The sequence below is a fragment of the Bacillus sp. XT-4 genome (assembly GCF_050864245.1).
Classification (GTDB): Bacteria; Bacillota; Bacilli; order Bacillales; family Bacillaceae; genus Bacillus; species Bacillus altitudinis.
The window spans coordinates 333,425-354,422 of sequence record NZ_JBPAFI010000002.1 but is presented as its reverse complement, the minus strand read 5'-3'; the positions used below and the strand labels follow the sequence as shown (position 1 = coordinate 354,422).

18 protein-coding genes are annotated in these 20,998 nt (G+C 41.0%); 12 read left to right on the top strand and 6 right to left on the bottom strand.

The features are described from left to right. Positions 1-5: 5 nt before the first annotated feature. On the bottom strand, positions 6-641 hold the full coding sequence (locus ACRRMM_RS06990) for a hypothetical protein (RefSeq protein ID WP_047946848.1): 636 nt from the start codon (positions 639-641) through the stop codon (positions 6-8). A 272-nt stretch (positions 642-913) separates the two neighbouring features. Next, positions 914-1,093, bottom strand: a complete 180-nt coding sequence (locus ACRRMM_RS06985; RefSeq protein ID WP_008345070.1) for a DUF5325 family protein — start codon at positions 1,091-1,093, stop codon at positions 914-916. A gap of 113 nt (positions 1,094-1,206) precedes the next feature. Between ACRRMM_RS06985 and typA the strand changes: the two genes are divergently transcribed. Together typA and ACRRMM_RS06975 are read left to right on the top strand one after the other, a co-directional pair. Further along, positions 1,207-3,045: a translational GTPase TypA gene (typA, locus tag ACRRMM_RS06980; protein WP_008345068.1), complete on the top strand. Its 1,839-nt coding sequence runs from the start codon at positions 1,207-1,209 to the stop codon at positions 3,043-3,045. 96 nt (positions 3,046-3,141) lie between these two features. Next, entirely contained in the window at positions 3,142-3,423 is a 282-nt protein-coding gene (locus ACRRMM_RS06975; protein WP_045034298.1) for a YlaH-like family protein, read from the top strand. Positions 3,424-3,452: 29 nt separating this feature from the next. Here the strand turns inward: ACRRMM_RS06975 and ACRRMM_RS06970 are convergent, their stop codons facing one another. Then, positions 3,453-3,683 (bottom strand): YlaI family protein, encoded by a 231-nt coding sequence (locus tag ACRRMM_RS06970; protein WP_008345063.1) that lies wholly within the window; start codon positions 3,681-3,683, stop codon positions 3,453-3,455. 308 nt (positions 3,684-3,991) lie between these two features. After that, on the bottom strand, positions 3,992-4,609 hold the full coding sequence (locus tag ACRRMM_RS06965) for a YhcN/YlaJ family sporulation lipoprotein (protein WP_046343463.1): 618 nt from the start codon (positions 4,607-4,609) through the stop codon (positions 3,992-3,994). 140 nt (positions 4,610-4,749) lie between these two features. Here ACRRMM_RS06965 and ACRRMM_RS06960 point away from each other — a divergent pair, with 140 nt between their 5' ends. Then, complete coding sequence (locus ACRRMM_RS06960) at positions 4,750-6,072, top strand: PhoH family protein (protein WP_428828973.1); 1,323 nt, start codon at positions 4,750-4,752, stop codon at positions 6,070-6,072. Between the two features lie 15 nt (positions 6,073-6,087). Here the strand turns inward: ACRRMM_RS06960 and ACRRMM_RS06955 are convergent, their stop codons facing one another. Beyond that, on the bottom strand, positions 6,088-6,570 hold the full coding sequence (locus ACRRMM_RS06955) for a hypothetical protein (protein ID WP_008345056.1): 483 nt from the start codon (positions 6,568-6,570) through the stop codon (positions 6,088-6,090). A gap of 120 nt (positions 6,571-6,690) precedes the next feature. On the opposite strand from ACRRMM_RS06955, the gene glsA reads away from it, so the two are divergent. From glsA to ACRRMM_RS06930, 5 genes are all read left to right on the top strand, one after another. Further along, on the top strand, positions 6,691-7,620 hold the full coding sequence (gene glsA, locus ACRRMM_RS06950) for a glutaminase A (protein ID WP_019743436.1): 930 nt from the start codon (positions 6,691-6,693) through the stop codon (positions 7,618-7,620). A 122-nt stretch (positions 7,621-7,742) separates the two neighbouring features. Continuing rightward, positions 7,743-8,024: a YlaN family protein gene (locus ACRRMM_RS06945; protein WP_003212509.1), complete on the top strand. Its 282-nt coding sequence runs from the start codon at positions 7,743-7,745 to the stop codon at positions 8,022-8,024. A 205-nt stretch (positions 8,025-8,229) separates the two neighbouring features. Beyond that, positions 8,230-9,441, top strand: a complete 1,212-nt coding sequence (ftsW, locus tag ACRRMM_RS06940; RefSeq protein ID WP_008345051.1) for a putative lipid II flippase FtsW — start codon at positions 8,230-8,232, stop codon at positions 9,439-9,441. A gap of 79 nt (positions 9,442-9,520) precedes the next feature. Continuing rightward, positions 9,521-12,967: a pyruvate carboxylase gene (gene pyc, locus ACRRMM_RS06935; RefSeq protein ID WP_017367180.1), complete on the top strand. Its 3,447-nt coding sequence runs from the start codon at positions 9,521-9,523 to the stop codon at positions 12,965-12,967. Positions 12,968-13,266: 299 nt separating this feature from the next. Continuing rightward, positions 13,267-14,700 (top strand): cryptochrome/photolyase family protein, encoded by a 1,434-nt coding sequence (locus ACRRMM_RS06930; protein WP_017367181.1) that lies wholly within the window; start codon positions 13,267-13,269, stop codon positions 14,698-14,700. A gap of 39 nt (positions 14,701-14,739) precedes the next feature. Here the strand turns inward: ACRRMM_RS06930 and ACRRMM_RS06925 are convergent, their stop codons facing one another. Further along, positions 14,740-15,663, bottom strand: coding sequence for a COX15/CtaA family protein (locus tag ACRRMM_RS06925; RefSeq protein ID WP_008345045.1), 924 nt, complete (start codon positions 15,661-15,663; stop codon positions 14,740-14,742). 389 nt (positions 15,664-16,052) lie between these two features. Between ACRRMM_RS06925 and cyoE the strand changes: the two genes are divergently transcribed. The 4 genes from cyoE to ctaE all read left to right on the top strand — a co-directional run bounded on the left by cyoE (position 16,053) and on the right by ctaE (position 20,997). Continuing rightward, on the top strand, positions 16,053-16,970 hold the full coding sequence (gene cyoE, locus ACRRMM_RS06920) for a heme o synthase (RefSeq protein ID WP_007499825.1): 918 nt from the start codon (positions 16,053-16,055) through the stop codon (positions 16,968-16,970). Between the two features lie 279 nt (positions 16,971-17,249). Then, positions 17,250-18,317 carry a cytochrome c oxidase subunit II gene (gene coxB / locus ACRRMM_RS06915; protein WP_057079588.1) on the top strand — a complete coding sequence of 356 codons (1,068 nt, stop codon included), beginning with the start codon at positions 17,250-17,252 and terminating at the stop codon, positions 18,315-18,317. Positions 18,318-18,505: 188 nt separating this feature from the next. Then, complete coding sequence (gene ctaD, locus ACRRMM_RS06910; RefSeq protein ID WP_007499823.1) at positions 18,506-20,377, top strand: cytochrome c oxidase subunit I; 1,872 nt, start codon at positions 18,506-18,508, stop codon at positions 20,375-20,377. Further along, a complete protein-coding gene (ctaE, locus tag ACRRMM_RS06905; protein WP_007499822.1) occupies positions 20,377-20,997 on the top strand; it encodes a cytochrome c oxidase subunit III in 621 nt (206 codons plus the stop codon). Before ctaD ends, ctaE begins: the two co-directional genes overlap by 1 nt. The last annotated feature ends 1 nt before the right edge of the window (position 20,998 follow it).

Below are 20,998 nucleotides of genomic sequence, written 5' to 3'. Positions count from 1 at the left end.
TGAGCTTAGTTCAATTTTTCTTTAGCAATTTGAACTGCATCATAGAACGTTTTTAATTGCTCTTGAGGAATTTTCTTAAGCAATTGGTTGACAACAAGTAATTCAGTAGAGCTGAATCCAAGACCTTTAGCGATTTTAGAATCAATTACAACGTTTCCTTTTTTGTCTAGAACAAGTGCATCACCAGCAAGATCAGCAATTTTGATCACTGATTTGAAAAGCTTTTCGAATTTAGTTGCTTCTTCTTTAGTAAGACCAAGTTCAACAGCTTTTTCTGCATCAAAAACTAATTTTCCTTTTTCGTTTTTAGTGATGCTTTCACTGAAAACGATTGTAAGAACAGCTGCACGATCTAAGAATTTCTCAGCAGTCGCCGCTTCTTCTTCAGTCAAACCGAGCTCAACAGCTTTTTTCACATCAAATGTGTAGCTGTTGTCTTCCTCAACAAATGAATTGATGAGAATGCTGATAACACGCTCGTTTTTCTCCAATAAATCTTTAATAATTTGTTGCTGCTCAAAAGGAATCCCTTTGAAAGTTGCAGCACTTGCTTGCCCAGGAGCTACTGTTGTGAAAGTAAAAATGATAGCTAAAGCGAAAAATACAACAGAGCTGAGCGATTTGCTCAAAAACTTCTTCATGCTTCTTTTCTCTCCCTTTTCTGTTAAATTTTGTTGCAAGAACAGCATACCATGAGAAACTTTGTGGAAGAATAGGAAAAATGTAACTTTGTGTTTGATTTTGGAGAACTATAAAAGTTCTTGTCGAAAAATGGAAGAGTTCAGATTGCTTAGATTTGCCAACACTATATGAAATTTTTAGTTGAATCACTAGGATTACATAGGTGGTTGGTCTTGTTTTTCCCAAAATAAAAGCCTTCTACATGTAAAATGTAAAAGGCTTTTCATAAATTTTATGATTGCACGTTTAATTTTCGTTTTAATGTAAATCCTGTACCCATGAAAATCATGGCGAACACAATACTTAAGCATGTTCCCAGTATGCTTTTTTCTGCAACAGACACTCCAATAAACGCCATACTGACGACGGCAAGTAATGCACATAATAATAGAAGCCATTTGATTTGTTTCATTTGTCTCCATCCCTTTTTTTAGAGTTAATATAAGTTTACAGAAAAACGATCGGCATTTAAAGGGGATTGTGATATAATATGAAAGTTATCTAATTATTTTAGGAGATGAAAATGTGAAACTTCGAAAAGACCTTCGCAACATCGCAATTATTGCCCACGTTGACCATGGTAAAACGACGCTTGTTGACCAATTGCTCCATCAAGCTGGTACTTTCCGTGCGAATGAAAATATCGCTGAGAGAGCCATGGATTCCAATGATTTAGAGCGAGAGCGCGGTATTACGATCTTAGCTAAAAATACTGCGATCCATTATAAAGATACACGCATTAATATTTTAGATACACCAGGACACGCCGATTTCGGTGGTGAAGTTGAGCGTATCATGAAAATGGTAGATGGTGTACTTCTCGTTGTGGATGCATATGAAGGTTGTATGCCTCAAACACGATTCGTGCTAAAAAAAGCACTTGAGCAAAACTTAACACCAATTGTTGTTGTCAATAAAATTGACCGTGACTTTGCTCGTCCAGCTGAAGTAGTCGATGAAGTCATTGACTTGTTCATTGAATTGGATGCAACAGAAGAACAGCTTGAATTCCCAGTTGTATATGCATCAGCAATCAATGGTACAGCAAGTAACGATGCTAGTAAGCAAGATGAAAATATGGAATCGTTGTTTGAAGCGATTGTCAACCATATCCCATGCCCAGTCGACAACCATGAAGAGCCGCTTCAATTCCAAGTGGCGCTACTTGATTACAATGATTATGTTGGAAGAATTGGAATTGGCCGTGTATTTAGAGGAACGATGCAAGTAGGACAGCAAGTTGCTCTAATGAAAGTGGATGGCAGTGTAAAACAATTCCGCGTGACGAAGATTTTTGGTTTCCAAGGGTTAAAACGAGTGGAAATCAATGAAGCGAAAGCTGGAGATCTTGTCGCAGTATCTGGTATGGAAGACATCAACGTAGGAGAAACAGTCTGCCCGGTAGAACACCAAGAGGCTTTGCCGATCCTTCGTATTGATGAACCGACACTTCAAATGACATTTGTTGTCAATAACAGCCCGTTTGCAGGCCGTGAAGGAAAGTACGTGACATCACGTAAAATTGAAGAGCGTTTAGAACAGCAGCTTCAAACAGACGTAAGTCTTCGTGTAGATCCAACGGATTCACCTGATGCTTGGGTCGTATCAGGACGCGGTGAGCTTCACTTATCAATTCTGATTGAGAATATGAGACGTGAAGGATTTGAACTGCAAGTATCGAAGCCAGAAGTTATTGTAAAAGAAGTAGATGGTGTTCGATGTGAGCCTGTAGAGCGTGTTCAAATTGATGTACCTGAAGAGCATACTGGCTCTGTTATGGAATCAATGGGTGCAAGAAAAGGTGAAATGATTGACATGATCAATAATGGTAACGGTCAAGTTCGCCTGATCTTTACAGTTCCATCACGTGGTTTAATCGGATATACAACTGAATTTCTTTCATTAACTCGTGGTTTTGGTATTTTGAACCATACGTTTGACAGCTACCAGCCGATGCAGTCTGGTCAAGTTGGCGGACGCCGTCAAGGTGTACTTGTTTCAATGGAAACAGGTAAAGCAACTGCTTACGGAATCCAAGGCGTTGAAGAGCGCGGTGTGATTTTCGTTGAGCCGGGTGTTGAAGTATACCAAGGAATGATTGTTGGTGAGCATAACCGTGAAAACGATCTTGTTGTCAACGTAAGCCGTATGAAACAACAAACAAACGTACGTTCAGCGACAAAAGATCAAACGGTTAGTATGAAAAAGCCACGTATTATGTCACTTGAGGAATCTCTTGAGTACTTAAATGAAGACGAATACTGTGAGGTTACACCGGAATCGATCCGTTTAAGAAAGAAAATTTTAGATAAAAACGAACGTGAGAAAGCTGCGAAGAAGAAAAAGCTAGCAGGATTATCTTAATTCCATGAAGAATTAAAAAGATAGAACCCTGAAAGATAAGGGGAGGGAATCTTTTTGAATGATCAGGAAGTAAGTGAGAATCTATCCTTTTTCGCGATGCTGTTTCGTGTCGATGAAAATCCGCAAACAGGGATGTGGCTCCTATATGGCACCATCCTTGTTTTAGCGATTATTGTTTTTAAACTCGGCTTTGCTAGACGTTTACCGATTTTAAAAGCACTTGTCATTTATTTGTTTTTGATTTTTGGTTGCACGTTTCTCACATTTCTAGGTATCTTCTTGCCAGTCGCAGAAGGCCTGGTTGTGGCAGCTGTCATTTTGATTATTTATAAAATACGACTGCATCGTGCGAAAAAAGAAGGAACAGTAAGTACGTAAAAAAGACCTGAACTTGTGTCAGGTCTTTTTTATGTCTTCTGTTCTTTTTTTCCTTTTTTCTTCTTTTTCTCTTTCGTCGCAGGATCTTGATAAAGAGAGAATCTGCCAGTTTTGATGCGTGCCTCTGTCTTTACTTTAATTCTTTCTTGGCAGTCATCGCACATATATGTATGAATCGGTCGATTTCTTAACCGTTTAGCAACAAGTGTATCATCATTAATGGTTTCAAGCTTTTCACATAATGAGCACTTCACTCTCATCATTTTCACCTCACTTTGGTCATGCCTTCATTATAGCATGTTTTTTGAGCCACTTAAAATCAGCATAAAAAAGGCTTATATCACAAGAGATATAAGCCGCAGCGTGTAGGCAAACCCTCGCATTCGGTGTCAGTCCTGCACTTCGGTGCTCACGAATGTCAAATTCGCTCCGCGCCGATGCTCGTCCTTCCTGGACTGCAAAGGTTTTCTATCACGCTGAAAAGAAGACAAAGAGCCAAAATAAAGTTCATTTTAGCCCTTTGTCAACAATCTAAGGCTTATATCACAAGAGATATAAGCCGTTCTCATTATTTCTTCTGATTCATATGATGGTTTGATTGATCGTTTTGATTTTTTTCTAATTGCTTTTGATCTTGTTGTTTGAGCTGATGATTCGGATCATTCGTTGGATCTGCTTCGTTACGGTCGATTTCATTTCGAGGCATTTCTGGCATAACACGGCCCACAATAGCTGCTAATTCGTCCATAATTCCGCTTACTGGCCTGCCAGCTTGTATTTCTTTGCCCATTTCCTTTAAACGGCTCACTGTATCTGGATCAGCGACGACAACAGCATTCGCACCTTCTGGGTCATTTTTCAGTGCTTTGGCGACTGAATATTTAATGGTTTCAACTTTGCTTCTATCTAAATCATCTTTTACATCAATGCCGACGACAGCATACTTGCCGATGACGATCGCTGTTGCGTCATTTACATCTGCTACATGCTCAGTCACATTCACTAGGTGTTTTGCCACATCTGTTGATGGGCGGGCTTTATCAGTGTTTTTCTTGGATGAGTCTGATACTCTTACTAAATGCTTGTTTCCGTCTTGATGTTCTTGTGCCAAAGGCTTCTCTTGATGCTGGCAAGCGCCTAATAAAAGAATGGTTTGAACCATGAATAACGTCAAAAATAGTCGCATGTGTATTCCCTCCTTCACAAACTGCATGATTTATTTTATTGTTGAATTAACCTTCTAACTTTATTCATGAAAACATATATTTTAACAATCGTTTTTGGAAAGACAAGGATGAATGAAACCCCGATCAGGAGGCGAAGGACCTGAGTAAAATTTATGTATTAGACACAAATGTGTTATTACAGGATCCGAATTCAATCTTTTCATTTGAAGACAACGAGGTCGTGATTCCGGCCGTAGTGTTAGAAGAAGTAGACTCGAAAAAAAGATATATGGACGAGGTTGGGCAAAATGCACGACGTGTCTCACGTTTAATCGACGGGTTGAGATCGAAAGGGAAACTGCATGAAAAAATTACGCTGGAGTCAAAAGGAACGCTGCGTATTGAGCTGAATCATCGCTCTTTCCATGAACTTCAAGAAATTTTCATCGAAAAAACAAACGATAACCGGATTTTGGCTGTTGCGAAGAATTTGAGCTTAGAGGAAGAAACAAAACCGGATGGCCGGCCTGTCATTTTGGTCAGCAAAGATGTCCTAGTGCGAGTAAAGGCGGATGCCATTGGTCTGCAAGCAGAGGATTTCTTAAGCGATCGAGTGCTACAAAATGAAGACATTGATAACGGCTATCACGAGATCTATATTCCGACTGAGCAGCTGAATACATTTTATAAGCAAAATCAGTTACCAATAAAAGACGTCACCCAAACGCCATTAAACCCTCATCAATTTGTTATTATGAAGGGAAATGAAGGTGGATCTGCTTTGGGGATGCTTGATCAAAAAGCAGAGCATGTGAAACGGCTTATTTATGACCAAGAACATATTTGGGGAATTCGCCCAAAAAATGTCCAGCAAACGATGGCGCTTGAGTTACTTTTACGCCGCGATATTCCGCTTGTGACACTTATCGGAAAAGCGGGAACAGGCAAGACACTGCTTGCACTTGCTGCTGGATTAATGCAGACAGAGGACCTCGGCATGTTTAAAAAGCTCATCGTGGCGCGCTCTATTGTTCCTGTCGGTAAGGACTTAGGGTATTTGCCAGGCGAAAAAGAAGAGAAGCTCAGACCGTGGATGCAGCCGATCTATGACAACCTAGAATTTTTATTTAACACAAAAAAACCTGGTGAACTCGATGCGATACTAGCGGGCATCGGTTCAATTCAAGTGGAAGCTTTAACGTATATTCGCGGGAGAAGTATCCCTGATCAATTTATCATTATCGATGAGGCGCAAAACTTAACAAAACACGAAGTAAAAACATTATTAACGCGGGTTGGTGAGGGAAGTAAAATTGTGCTGATGGGAGACCCAGAGCAGATTGATCACCCTTATTTAGACAGCTTAAATAATGGGCTCACATATGTCATTGAGCGTTTCAAAGGGCAGCAAATATCTGGACATGTCAAGCTTGTCAAAGGAGAAAGGTCTGGACTTGCTCAGCTTGCAGCTGATTTATTATAGTCCAGACCCGTCATCTTATGTAATGATTAACTCTTTGACGCCTTTAATCGGCTGAGTGATGTTGGACTGATCCTCGAAATAAACGTGGATTGGTCCTTCTTCTGTTATAGGCTTTCCATTTTGGCTGAAATGGGCAATGCTATCCATCGCCTTAGAGAGCGGAACAGCAATTGTTTCTGTTTCTGTGACAAATTCACACGTCTCCGCTTGTTCAAGCGGTTCTGCATTTTTTATCATGTCGCCAAGTTTCATCCCGAAGCTGCCTGTGACGAGTCTTTCTTTTTCGTACTTTTTCTCTGTTTTTAATGTGGGTGGAAGTGTTTGACCTTCTCTTATGACCCGCTCTTGATCGAGTTCCTGATCTAGCTGCTGCTCTTCGTTTGCTGCACTTTTCTCAAAAAATGAATCCATTAAAAATTTACGGTCATCAAAAATCCATACACTCGGATCAATGGTGATCTTGTATTGTACGTTCCCCTTGATTTGAATAATGCTCATGTTCAAGACAACCCCTTTCCAACATAAATTATAGAAGTTTTCGCCCGCTTTGTCACTTTCATAAACATGCACCTCCTTGTACACACTACGATTAGACGAAAAATAGGGAGGATTTTGGGCATGGCATGTCGTGACAATGAAGAGCTTCAGCGATTTGTAGAAGAGGCAAAAAAGGTGGCCAAAAATGGAAAGGTAGCATCCTATATTCCGGCACTCGGTAAAGCGGATCAATCGGATTTATCTGTCGCTGTATACCATGTGAGTAATACGTGCCACTCAGCGGGAGATGTTGATAAACGATTCACCCTGCAAAGTATTTCAAAAGTATTAGCACTGGCGCTCGTGCTCTCGGAAGAAGGACCGAAAAAAGTGTTTCAATATGTTGGACAAGAACCGACTGGCGACCCGTTTAATTCGATGATTAAACTAGAGACAGCAAGCCCCAATAAGCCGCTTAACCCAATGATTAATGCAGGAGCGCTTGCCGTTACAAGTTTAATAAGAGGGGCAACGCCGCAAGATCAGCTGAACCGGCTGCTTGGTTTTATTAGAGAGCTTGCCAATGACACCACCATTACATATTGCAAAGAAACCGCTGCATCCGAATTTGAAACATCAATGATTAACCGCGCAATGTGCTATTATATGAAGCAATATCATATCATTAAAGGGAATGTAGAAGAGGTGATGGATGTCTATACGAAGCAGTGCGCCGTCATGATGAATAGCCTGGATTTGGCGAAGATCGCGTGTGTTTTTTCATTAGATGGCAGGCATCCAGAGACAGGAAAGCAAATTCTTTCGAAAGATGTTGCTAGAATTTGTAAAACATTTATGGTCACATGCGGTATGTACAATGCGAGCGGGGAATTTGCGATCAATATCGGAATCCCTGCTAAAAGTGGTGTTTCAGGCGGAATTATGGGGGCGGCGCCATACGACTTTGGGATAGGTATATTCGGACCTGCTTTGGATGAAAAAGGGAATAGTATTGCGGGTATTAAGCTGCTTGAGCTCATGAGTGAAAAATATGAGATGAGTATCTTTTAATGACGAATGGCTTCTTTTTATTTTTACAGAGCGAACTGTACAAATCTGCTTGCAATTTTGGGCGTTTCGCTTTATGATAAATAGAAGAATTAGGTACTCGCCTGGGGAACGGAGGGATACTTTTGGCGTCAGAAATTTTAGTCGATCATCGGCAAAAAGCACTGGCTTTATTAAAATTGGATGCAGATAAAATTTTAAAATTGATCCAAGTGCAAATGGACAACTTAACGATGCCGCAATGTCCTCTTTATGAAGAGGTTTTAGATACTCAAATGTTCGGATTATCGAGAGAAATTGATTTCGCTGTCCGGCTTGGATTAGTTGATCAACATGAAGGCAAAAAACTACTCGATAAACTTGAGAGAGAATTATCCGCACTTCATGATGCGTTCACAAAAAAATAATGATTGAAAACTCAAACTTCCACAACATAAGTTTGAGTTTTTTTGTCCGCCTTTTTATTTGATGCCAAACGGACTTGATTGTCTCATGAAAGACGAACAATATAAAGAGGTAAAACGGGATCAAACGGAGAAAATGTAGTAGAATAAGAACAGCTAAGAGAAGAGAATGTCAAGCAGTAGAAATAGACGTTAGGAAGAGGATTATATGTTAAAGAGAATGCTAAAATCGTATGACTACTCATTATTGTTCGCCATTATATTAATTAGCGCATTCGGCTTGGTGATGGTGTATAGCTCAAGTATGATTACATCTGTGATCAGATATGATGCTGCGCCAGATAATTTTTTCAAGAAACAGCTTTTATTTATGATTGTCGGGGCGGTCATCTTGATTTTTACAGCCCTCATTCCGTATCAGCTGCTCTTAAATAAAAGATTCCAAATTGTGATGCTTTTGTTATCTGTGTTTTCTCTCATTTATGTGTACTTTGGCGGTCACATTGCAGGGAATGCTAGAAGCTGGATCAAATTTGGACCTTTTAGTCTTCAGCCAGCGGAATTCGTGAAGATCGTTGTCATCATTTATCTTGCTGCTGTCTATGCAAAGAAGCAGCATTATATTGACCATATTTTAAGAGGGGTGACACCTCCAATTGTGGTTGTCTCCATCCTATGTGGATTTATTATTTTGCAGCCAGACTATGGGACAGCTTTTATCATTGGTATGATTGCCCTTGCGATGATTTTATGCTCAGGGTTTAGCGGCAAAACGCTGGCCAAGCTGCTCGCTTTATTTAGTGCGGTGATGGTTGTTGTGACACCGTTTATTATTCTTTTTTGGGATAAAATTTTCACGCAGAATCGTCTTGGACGTTTTGAGAGTTTCCAAGATCCATTTAAAGACGCAGGCGCTTCTGGGCATCAATTGATTAATTCATATTATGCGATTGGGTCAGGCGGCTTTTTTGGGCTTGGTCTTGGAGAGAGTGTACAAAAGTATGGATACCTTCCAGAACCGCATACAGATTTTATCATGGCAATTATCTCGGAAGAGCTTGGTTTTTTCGGTGTATTTTTTGTCCTTGCTCTCCTTGGCTTTATTGTCGTGAAAGGTTTTTACATTGCGAGAAAGTGTGAAGATCCGTTTGGAAGTTTGCTTGCAATAGGAATTTCTTCAATGATTGCCATCCAAACGTGTATTAATTTGGGTGGTGTTTCAGGTCTCATTCCGATCACTGGGGTCACACTTCCGTTTATCAGCTACGGGGGATCGTCTATCATTTTACTGAGTGGATGTATGGGAATATTGCTGAATATCAGCATGTTCACTGAATATAAAGAGCGTTATAAAAAGAAAAAATCAATCAGCAAACCATCGATTCAAAAAAATGGATTGCAGAAAACTTTGAATCTTTAGAAAACAAAAGTGTACAGTTTTCATTTCTTCCTTTATTATAGAGTACATATAAAATTTTAAGGGATATGGAGGAGTGAGAATGTCACAGAGAACAATTCAAAAGGTTCTAGTTGCAAACAGAGGGGAAATCGCTATCAGAGTCTTTAGGGCCTGTACGGAGCTCAACTTACGTACAGTGGCCATTTACTCCAAAGAAGACTCGGGCTCTTATCATCGCTATAAAGCCGATGAAGCATATCTAGTTGGAGAAGGGAAAAAGCCGATTGATGCCTACCTTGATATCGAGGGGATCATCGAAATTGCAAAACGAAATGACGTGGATGCGATTCATCCAGGATACGGATTTTTATCTGAAAACATTCATTTTGCAAGACGATGCGAAGAGGAAGGCATCCAATTCATCGGCCCAACTTCTCAACATTTAGATATGTTTGGAGATAAAGTAAAAGCGAGAGATGAAGCGAAAAAAGCTGGAATTCCAGTCATTCCAGGAAGTGACGGGCCAGTTGATTCGGTCGAAGAAGTCGAAAAATTCGGTGAAGAATACGGTTACCCGTTTATTATTAAAGCTTCACTTGGAGGCGGCGGCCGAGGTATGCGGATTGTCAGATCAAAAGAGGAGCTGAACGAAGCCTATGACCGTGCAAAGTCAGAGGCGAAAGCGGCTTTTGGAAATGACGAAGTATACGTTGAAAAGCTGATTGAAAATCCGAAACATATTGAAGTGCAGGTGATTGGAGACAATCACGGCAATATCATTCATTTATATGAGCGTGACTGCTCTGTTCAAAGGCGTCATCAAAAAGTCATTGAGGTTGCACCAAGTGTGTCCCTTTCAGATCAATTGCGTGAAGACATCTGTGAAGCGGCTGTTCAGCTGGCCCAGAATGTATCGTATATCAATGCAGGGACTGTAGAATTCCTAGTGGCAAATGGTGAGTTTTATTTTATTGAAGTCAATCCTAGGGTCCAAGTGGAACACACGATCACAGAAATGATCACAGGTGTCGATATCGTCCAAACCCAAATTCTTGTCGCAAAAGGACATGACCTCCACAGCAAAGAAGTCGGGATACCAAAACAAGAAGATATCTTTACACATGGATTCGCCATTCAATCAAGGGTCACAACAGAAGATCCTTTGAATGACTTCATGCCAGATACAGGAAAAATCATGGCTTACCGTTCAGGCGGTGGTTTTGGAGTACGTCTTGATACAGGAAACAGCTTCCAAGGTGCGGTGATTACACCTTATTACGATTCACTGTTGGTCAAGCTGTCTACTTGGGCACTTACATTCGATCAAGCTGCGGCTAAAATGGTCCGAAATTTACAAGAATTCAGGATTCGTGGCATTAAAACAAATATCCCGTTTCTTGAAAACGTTGCAAAGCACGAGAAGTTTCTAAGAGGGGAATATGATACATCGTTTATTGATTCAACACCAGAGCTATTTAACTTCCCTAAGCAAAAAGACCGCGGAACGAAAATGCTTACTTATATTGGTAACGTTACCATTAATGGGTTCCCTGGTATTTCGGAAAATAAGAAGCCTCATTTTGATCAACCAAATGTGCCGAAACTTGCTGTCCATGAAACGATTCCTTCTGGAACAAAACAATTGTTAGACAAGCATGGACCTGAGGGGCTCGCCAATTGGGTGAAAGAGCAAAGCAGTGTACTTTTAACGGATACAACTTTTAGAGACGCACATCAATCCCTGCTTGCAACACGCTTTAGAACACACGACTTAAAGAAAGTTGCGCAGCCAACAGCAGGTTTATGGCCAGAGTTATTCAGTATGGAAATGTGGGGCGGCGCTACATTTGATGTGGCATATCGTTTCTTGAAAGAAGATCCTTGGGAAAGATTGAAAGAGCTTCGTCAAGAAGTGCCAAACACTTTGTTCCAAATGCTATTAAGATCATCAAACGCTGTCGGATATACAAACTATGCGGATAATGTGATTAAAGCATTTGTAAAGGAATCGGCAGAGGCAGGCATTGACGTCTTCCGTATTTTTGACAGCCTAAACTGGGTCAAAGGCATGACGCTTGCCATTGATTCTGTTCGTGAATCAGGCAAAGTGGCAGAGGCAGCGATTTGTTATACAGGTGATATTCTTGATCCATCACGTCCGAAATATGATTTGAAATACTATGTCTCTCTTGCGAAGGAGCTTGAATCCGCAGGCGCTCATATTTTAGGCATTAAAGATATGGCGGGATTATTAAAACCGCAGGCGGCTTATGAACTTGTATCTGCTCTAAAAGACGAGCTCACGATTCCAATCCATCTTCATACACACGATACGAGTGGAAATGGACTCTTCACCTATGCAAGAGCGATTGATGCAGGTGTTGATATTGTTGATGTTGCTGTCAGCTCTATGGCGGGGCTCACATCACAACCAAGTGCGAGCTCATTATATTATGCTTTAGACGGACATGAAAGAAAGCCCGAAATGAATGTTCAAGCGGTTGAACGTCTTTCTCAATATTGGAATTCCGTCAGAAAATATTACCATGAGTTTGAAAGCGGAATGAATTCACCGCATACAGAAATTTATGAGCATGAAATGCCTGGTGGCCAGTATAGTAACCTGCAACAGCAGGCGAAAGGGGTCGGCCTTGGCGACCGCTGGAATGAAGTAAAAGAAATGTACAGACGTGTAAATGACATGTTTGGTGACATTGTGAAAGTGACACCGTCTTCTAAAGTGGTCGGAGATATGGCACTTTATATGGTGCAAAACGATCTGACAGAAGAGGATGTTTATGAAAAAGGAGCAACACTGGATTTCCCAGATTCGGTTGTTGAATTGTTTAAAGGCTATTTAGGACAGCCTCATGGCGGATTCCCAGAAAAATTACAAAAGCTGATTTTAAAAGGGGAGGAGCCGCTTACTGTCAGACCAGGTGAGAAACTGAAACCAGTGGACTTTGAAGAAATCAAAAAGCAGTTCAAAGAATCGCATGACTTGACGTTAACAGAACAAGATGCCATTGCATATGCTTTATACCCGAAAGTCTTTTCTGAATTTGTTCAAACAGCAGAAAGCTATGGAGACATCTCTGTTCTTGACACACCAACCTTCTTCTACGGCATGAGACTTGGTGAAGAAATTGAGGTAGAAATTGAAAAAGGGAAAACCCTCATTGTCAAACTCGTGTCAATTGGAGAACCGAATCCGGACGCTACAAGAGTGCTTTACTTTGAGCTGAATGGACAACCGCGTGAAGTGGTCATTAAGGATGAAAGCATCAAATCCTCCGTTCAAGAAAAAATGAAGGCAGATCGCTCAAATCCAAATCACATTGCGGCATCGATGCCAGGCACTGTGATCAAAGTGCTTGTTGAAAAAGGACAGAAAATTTCTCAAGGTGAGCATTTGATGATCAATGAAGCGATGAAAATGGAAACGACGGTACAAGCACCGTTCTCAGCAGTCGTGGATGAAATTCATGTCACGAATGGAGAAGGGATTCAAACTGGAGATCTGTTGATTGTCTTAAAGCCTGAATAATGAGTGAGACACATCCACTGCGATGTGTCTCAGCGTGTAGACAAACCCTTGCATTCTTTGTCAGTCCTGCGTGCTGGTGCTCACGAATGTCAAATTCGCTCCGCTCCAGTACTCGTTCTTCCTAGACTTCAAGGGCTTTCTATCACGCTGAAAAGAAGACAAAGGGCTAAAATAAAGAGCATTTTAGCCCTTTGTCAACAATCCAAGACACATCCACTGTGATGTGTCTTTTTTTGAGCGCATTAAAATGTGCAGCCGCCTGTTAGAGTGATTACACTATAGAATGAGGTGAAGAAAGAGTGGAAATTGTCGTGATTTGGTTTCGCCGAGATATGCGATTGGATGATCATATCGCCTTATCAAAAGCGATCACATATGCAAAAAAACATCAGTACCGATTATTTGCTTTTTATCATCTAGATCCGTTTTTTACAGAAATGGAACTGGATTTGAACAACGAACATTTCTTTCAAAACTTGGCCAATTTCGTCAAGGAAGCGAGAGAATCTCACATGTATGTTCATCTCATTCATGATGATATTTTGTCCGCTTTTCAAAAGCTCATGAATGCTTATGACATCAATGCGGTCTTTTTTAATGAGGACGAAGTAGGAAATGGTCGAACACGTGATGAGCAAGTGACCCGTTTCTTAGAAGAAAAGGGCATTCATGTGTCAAAGTGGCAAGATACGCATCTGCATGGGGCGAGAGATATTTTAAAAGCGGATGGGTCTCATTATCAAGTGTTTACTCCATACTATCAAGCGTGGCGGAAGCAGGAGAAGCAGTCTGTGATAAAAGTTGACAAATCATTTCTGAGCAGTGAGCACACGATTTGTGATGAGTCACTTTCTGAAAAGGGAGATGAGAAACTAAGGGACATCATCAAGAAATGTACAAGGAAATTCGATCAGATTGGGTCAGACAAAGCGAGAAGCACGCTAGACGGCTTTATTCAAGAAAGATTGACGCGTTATCACGAGAAACGAGATATTCCGTCTGTTTTTGGGACGAGCAAGCTGTCTCGGTTCTTAAAAACTGGGACCATTTCTATTCGCACGATCTTTCATGCTGTCAATGAGGAAGAACTTTTTGAAGATGAGGGCAAGGAAACATTTATCAAAGAGCTGGCATGGCGTGATTTTTATCATATGATCTTTGCGCATTATCCAGAGATGAAAGAAAAAGAAATCAACTCCTCCTTTCAACATATAAAATGGAATGATGATGAGACACTTTTTGAAGCTTGGTGTAAAGGACAAACAGGCTTCCCGCTCGTTGACGCTGGGATGAGACAGTTAAATGAAGAAGGCTGGATGCATAACCGTTTGAGAATGGTGACGGCTTCATTCCTGACAAAAGATTATTTCATCGATTGGAGAAAGGGCGAAGCGTATTTTGCGAGAAAACTTGTCGACTATGATGAGGCTTCGAATATTGGGGGATTTCAGTGGGCGGCCTCTGTTGGAACGGATGCGGTTCCTTACTTCCGTATTTTTAACCCAACGACCCAGTCGAAACGATTTGATCCAAGCGGAGAATATATTAGAAGGTATGTACCAGAACTAAAGCATGTGAATGAAAAATGGATTCATGAACCGAGTAAAATGCCGATAGATGAGCAAATGAAATCGGGATGTGTGCTAGGGGATACATATCCTCTGCCTACAGTCGATCATCAAGAAAGACGAAAAAAAGCCATTTCGCTATTTGAAGAAGCGAAACAAACATAAAAGAAATCCCCCTTTTCGGATGAAAGGGGGATTGTATGTTTATCTGAAAGGCTCTCTATTTTCATATTTAAACCGGGCAATGAGTAAGCAGAAGTAGCATAGTACCCCAAACAAACAAGAAATAAAGAATGAATGAGCAAGCGCATAACCGAGTGCGAGCTGAGAATAAACAGACATGACACCAGAGATCGCTTGAAGTGTAATCAGAATGGCTGAAATGATCCATCCATAATACAGCTGCTTTTGTTCTTTATAATGTTTAAGGGCATGGAACATCGCAACAAATATCCAAACGAATAAAAGAAGGGCTGCTGCTCGGTGAGACATTTGAACCCATTGATTAAAATACGCTGGAAGTGCGCCATCTTTTGAACAAAATGGGAAGACAGAGCATGCAAGACTTGATTTTGTATGTCTCACATAGGCGCCCGTATACACCACAATATACGTATATGTGATCAACCCATAAATATGGAACTGCATTCTTTTGCCGATATGAAGCGGCTTCACAAGCTTTGTTTCAGATCTGGTTGCTTCAAACACAAGCAGGGCCAGCAGTAAAATGGAAGCAAAAGAAATCAGTGAAATACCGAAGTGCAGTGCCATGACAAGTGCGTTAGAACCAAACACAACTGCGAGTGCCCCTAACAGCGCTTGAAGCAGTAAGAATATAATGGACATGATGACCAAAAATTTGGTTTCACGGAATACTGGACTGATTTTTTTCCAGCATAAGACCGCCAGTGCCAGTACAAGAATGGTGGAAACTCCTGTTGACATGCGGTGGCTCCATTCGATAATGGAAGCAGGGTTCATTTCTGGAAAGAAACGACCGTGGCAAAGGGGCCACTGTCTGCCGCAGCCAAGACCGGAGCCAGTTTTCGTCACAAGCGCACCGCCAATCAGAACGATCAGCATCACAAATGTTGTGACAACGCTCAATAACCTTAAAGCAAATTTCATCAAATGATTTCACCTTCTCTAAATAACTTCTGATCTAAATGAAAACCTCACATGCTCTCAAGTTTAAGCCAAATGCGTGTTCTGTTGCAATTCATAATGACCAAAGTTCACAAAAAAATGATATGTTAGTTCACAAAGTTTACAGATTTAGAGTGCTTGATCTTTCTTTGACAGTCTGATAGAAATAGAGGAGAGAATATTTCATTTTGCACCGCCTTCTGAAACGCACATCCTAATAAATTCACGAAAAGTTCACAAATAACTTCAAGTTTGTCGTTTATTATTTAATAGGATGTTTTTTTACAGCTCTTTATCTTGTATGATAGAGTTGTAACGATTTTACGTTTTATTCGTTCGTTTGAAGGTTTGGGCAAGGGAGGTTATACACATTGGCAAATTCCAAAACAGCCGCGGAAGCAGCTATTCATGGACAAATAGAAGAAACAACCGCTTTAAAAGATTTTCTTGCTCTTATTAAAATGGGCATCGTCAATTCCAATTTCATTACAACATTTACTGGAATGTGGCTTGCTTTTTATTTTACAGATATGAGTTTCCTTGGGAATCTTGATATTGTTCTGTTAACAATGATTGGTTCTTCTCTTATTATTGCCGGTTCATGCGCCATTAATAATGCGTTTGACCGTGATATTGATATACTAATGGAAAGAACAAAAACAAGACCGACGGTGACAGGTAAAGTTCAGCCGGGTCAAGCGTATGCATTTGGTATTCTGCTTGTTGTACTTGGACTGATTATGCTTCTGATGACAACTGTTACATCAGCAGTGATTGGATTTATCGGTGTCTTTACTTATGCAGTTCTATACACGATGTGGTCTAAACGCCATTACACCATTAATACAGTCATTGGGAGTGTATCTGGTGCGGTTCCGCCATTAATTGGCTGGACAGCTGTTACAGGCACCATCGACACAACGGCTTGGGTCCTGTTTATGATTATGTTCATCTGGCAAATTCCGCATTTCTTATCACTTGCGATTAAGAAAACGGAAGATTACCGCAAAGCAGGTATTCCAATGCTGCCAGTTGTTTACGGCTTTGAAGTCACAAAACGCCAAATCATCATTTGGACAGCATGTCTTCTCCCGCTTCCATTTTTCTTAGGTGGATTAGGATGGCCGATTGTCGCACTTGGCACATTGCTGAACATTGGATGGCTCGTCATTGGTCTTATGGGCTTTAAAATGAAAGATATCATGAAGTGGTCAACACTCATGTTCGTTTATTCATTAAACTACTTAACGATCTTTTTCGTTGCGATGATTATTATTACACTATTCTAGAGTGAAATACACTTTGATCACATCAAAACAATGGCTATATCTTATAACACAACATTTTCTTACAACTATGAAAGCCGCCTGATATTCAGTTCTATTTAGGCGGCTTTCTGTTTATACATAGATGGTATTTTGAGTAAAAACATCATTTTTTTATGAAAAGAGGAAATGTAAGTGCTTTTATAAGAGGCGGGGGTTATGGATGGGTGAAAGGTGATTTTATAAATAAGAGGTAAAAAGCGAAAGGCAAAGGAGATCAAGCAAAAGGGGTTGGGACAAATTATGATAAGAAAATGGCGTGTTTATTCACTGTTTCTTTTACTGACGCTCGTTTTGGCGGGCTGCGGTGAACCATACTTATCAACACTCAAGCCAGTTGGGGAAGTAGCAGATAAACAGTTTTTCCTAACGGTACTGAGTACACTTATTATGGTTCTTGTCGTTATTGTTGTATCGATCATTTTCTTTTACGTCATCATTAAATTCAAACGTTCTAAAGTGGGAGAAGATACGATTCCTAAACAGGTAGAAGGGAACCGTAACCTCGAAATTACGTGGACAGCGATTCCGATACTTCTACTCATTATTCTCGTTGTACCTGTTGTGGCATACACGCTTGAGCTAGGGGATACAAGCGCTATGGATAAGAAAAAACGAGATCCTGAAAAAACACTTGTTGTGAATGTAAGAGCCAGCTTATATTGGTGGGAATTTGAATACCCTGATTATGGGATTGTGACAAGTCAGGAATTGATTGTTCCAACTGACCAAAAGGTTTATTTTAAGCTGAAAGCATCCGATGTGAAACACTCTTTCTGGGTTCCATCGGCTGGGGGTAAAATTGATACAAATACAGACAACGAGAACAAGTTTTATTTAACATTTGACTCAAAACGAACGAAAGATGCTGGAGAATATTTCTATGGGAAATGTGCGGAGCTTTGTGGTCCATCACATGCTTTAATGGACTTTAAAGTTAAAACGCTTTCTCAAGATGAGTTTTTAGGCTGGACGAAAAAGATGGCAGATTATAAGAAGCCTGCATCTACGTCAGATCTAGCCCTTGAGGGTGAAAAACTTTTTAAAGAGAAAAACTGTTTAAGCTGTCACGCGGTAGAGCCTGGAGATGAACGGCCAGAGGCGGCAAGGACTGCACCAAACCTTGCAACCTTCGGAGAGCGGACAAAAGTAGCTGGAATTAAAGACATGAACAAAGAAAATGTCAAAGCATGGCTGAAAGATCCAGAGAGCTTTAAACCAGGTAATAAGATGACAGGGACGTACCCTAAACTAAATGACTCAGAAGCAGATGCACTCTACGAGTATTTAAAAGGTCTTCAAATACAGTAAATGCCTTGAGCAGCTTGAAGTGGTGCACATTCAAAAGGGTATACGATCTATGTGAAGTTTTTGTTAAGAGCTCCCGAATAAGTCTCTACATCCAAGAATAAGTCATCTGTCAGATATAGTCTGTTTTTAGAACGTGAAGATAGACATTGATATGAAAAGGGGCAAATGGGAGATAAGAGGGGGATTTCATGGTGAGTACAATAGCTAAAAAGCGGGGGTTTGGCGCTGTCTTATGGGATTACTTAACGACGGTTGACCACAAAAAAATTGCCATACTATATTTAGTGGCAGGGGGATTTTTCTTTTTAATTGGTGGCCTGGAAGCGATGATTATCCGTATTCAGCTAGCCATCCCTGAAAATGATTTTGTGAGTGCAGGGTTTTACAATGAAGTCATGACGATGCATGGAACAACGATGATTTTCCTTGCAGCAATGCCGCTTTTATTTGCATTAATGAACGCGGTTGTACCCATTCAAATTGGTGCACGTGACGTAGCGTTTCCATTTGTGAATTCACTTGGTTTTTGGTTGTTCTTTTTCGGAGGAATTTTCTTAAACCTTGGATGGTTTATGGGCGGAGCACCTGATGCAGGCTGGACTGCCTATGCGTCGCTCACGCTGAATTCAGAAGGGCACGGCATGGATTTCTATATTTTAGGGTTGCAGATAGCGGGTATTGGTACGCTAATTGCCGGAATCAACTTTCTTGCAACGATTATTAATATGAGAGCGCCAGGTATGACGTATATGAGAATGCCGCTCTTTACCTGGACGACGTTTGTGGCATCCGCACTAATTTTATTCGCATTCCCGCCGCTGACAGCAGGACTTGCGATGCTGATGCTTGATCGAATGTTTGATACGAGCTTTTTTAATCCAGAGCTCGGCGGAAATACAATCATCTGGGAGCATTTGTTCTGGATTTTTGGACACCCAGAAGTGTATATCTTGATTTTGCCGGCATTTGGGATTTTCTCTGAGATCATTCCGGTGTTTGCAAGAAAAAGATTGTTTGGTTATTCGTCCATGGTGTTTGCGACTGTATTAATTGGTTTCCTTGGATTCATGGTGTGGGCGCATCACATGTTCACAACAGGACTTGGTCCAATTGCCAATGCGATCTTTGCCGTAGCCACAATGGCGATTGCGGTGCCAACTGGAATTAAAGTATTTAACTGGTTGCTCACCATATGGGGCGGTAATGTGAAGTTTACAACGCCGATGCTATATTCAGTTGCGTTCATTCCGTCATTCTTACTTGGCGGTGTAACCGGCGTCATGCTTGCAGCAGCAGCAGCGGATTATCAGTTCCATGACACGTACTTCGTTGTGGCGCATTTCCACTATGTCATTATCGGTGGTGTGGTCTTCGGTATTTTAGCAGGTGTGCATTATTGGTGGCCGAAGATGTTTGGGAAAATATTGAATGAGAAGCTTGGGAAAATTGGCTTTGTGCTGTTTTTCGTCGGTTTCCATTTAACGTTCTTTATCCAGCATTTTCTCGGTCTTTGGGGCATGCCGCGCCGAGTCTTTACGTTCTTGCCAGGTCAGGGTCTAGACCTTGGGAACTTGGTCAGTACGATTGGGGCACTGTTCATGTTTGTAGCAGTTGTGATCATGCTGATTAATATCATCTGGACGACAGCAAAGGGGGAGCGTGTATCGGGCGATCCTTGGGGAGATGGAAGAACGCTTGAATGGGCAGTATCTTCACCTCCGCCAGAATATAACTTTAAGCAGCTGCCTCTTGTACGGGGGCTCGATCCATTATGGATTGAGAAAATGGATGGTAAAAAAGGAATGACAGCATCTGAACCGCTCGATGATATTCACATGCCGAATAATTCCATCTTGCCTATCATTATCTCATTCGGTCTATTTGTGTCAGCGTTTGGTTTTATGTATCGTCAAGAACACAGCTGGGGTCTACCGGTGATCTTCATTGGTCTTGGCATCACGTTTGCGACCATGCTCGTTCGCTCTCTTAAAGATGATCATGGATACCATATTCACAAAGAAGATTTGACGGATGACGATGACAAAGGGGTGAAAGCATAATGGAACCACAAAAAATGACAGCGGAAACCTTTCCGGCTTCTCCTGAGAAAGCCACGTTAGAAGGAAAGAATAAGTTCGTCGGGTTCTGGTTGTTTCTTGGGGGAGAAACGGTCCTGTTTGCATCTTTGTTTGCCACTTATTTGGCGCTGAAAAATTCAAATGCAGGCGGCGCAACAACAACTGAAATGTTTGACCTCACACTTGTCTTTATTGCCACAATGCTTCTGTTAACGAGCAGTTTAACGAGTGTGTATGCTATGTATCATATGAAAAACTTTGCCTTTAAAAAAATGCAGCTTTGGCTAGGTGTAACCGTTCTTTTAGGTGCTGGATTTTTAGGGGTAGAAATTTATGAGTTTTATCATTATGTGCATGCGTATGAATTTACAATTACGAGCTCTGCACTTGGCTCTTCCTTCTATACGCTTGTTGGAACACACGGGGCTCACGTCGCATTTGGACTTTGCTGGATCACCGCTCTGATGATTCGGAATATGAGACGCGGTCTAGATTTATACAATGCACCAAAATATTATGTGGCGAGCCTTTATTGGCACTTCATTGATGTTGTGTGGGTCTTCATCTTTACCGTTGTATATTTAATGGGAATGGTGGGATAAG

Excerpts from the sequence above, each read along its gene's own strand:
- ACRRMM_RS06990 (WP_047946848.1), bottom strand. The coding sequence starts at position 641 with ATGAAGAAGTTTTTGAGCAAATCGCTCAGCTCTGTTGTATTTTTCGCT.
- ACRRMM_RS06985 (WP_008345070.1), bottom strand. The coding sequence starts at position 1,093 with ATGAAACAAATCAAATGGCTTCTATTATTATGTGCATTACTTGCCGTC.
- ACRRMM_RS06975 (WP_045034298.1), top strand. The coding sequence starts at position 3,142 with ATGCTGTTTCGTGTCGATGAAAATCCGCAAACAGGGATGTGGCTCCTA.
- ACRRMM_RS06970 (WP_008345063.1), bottom strand. The coding sequence starts at position 3,683 with ATGAGAGTGAAGTGCTCATTATGTGAAAAGCTTGAAACCATTAATGAT.
- ACRRMM_RS06965 (WP_046343463.1), bottom strand. The coding sequence starts at position 4,609 with ATGCGACTATTTTTGACGTTATTCATGGTTCAAACCATTCTTTTATTA.
- ACRRMM_RS06955 (WP_008345056.1), bottom strand. The coding sequence starts at position 6,570 with ATGAGCATTATTCAAATCAAGGGGAACGTACAATACAAGATCACCATT.
- glsA (WP_019743436.1), top strand. The coding sequence starts at position 6,691 with ATGGCATGTCGTGACAATGAAGAGCTTCAGCGATTTGTAGAAGAGGCA.
- ftsW (WP_008345051.1), top strand. The coding sequence starts at position 8,230 with ATGTTAAAGAGAATGCTAAAATCGTATGACTACTCATTATTGTTCGCC.
- pyc (WP_017367180.1), top strand. The coding sequence starts at position 9,521 with ATGTCACAGAGAACAATTCAAAAGGTTCTAGTTGCAAACAGAGGGGAA.
- ACRRMM_RS06925 (WP_008345045.1), bottom strand. The coding sequence starts at position 15,663 with ATGAAATTTGCTTTAAGGTTATTGAGCGTTGTCACAACATTTGTGATG.
- coxB (WP_057079588.1), top strand. The coding sequence starts at position 17,250 with ATGATAAGAAAATGGCGTGTTTATTCACTGTTTCTTTTACTGACGCTC.
- ctaD (WP_007499823.1), top strand. The coding sequence starts at position 18,506 with ATGGTGAGTACAATAGCTAAAAAGCGGGGGTTTGGCGCTGTCTTATGG.
- ctaE (WP_007499822.1), top strand. The coding sequence starts at position 20,377 with ATGGAACCACAAAAAATGACAGCGGAAACCTTTCCGGCTTCTCCTGAG.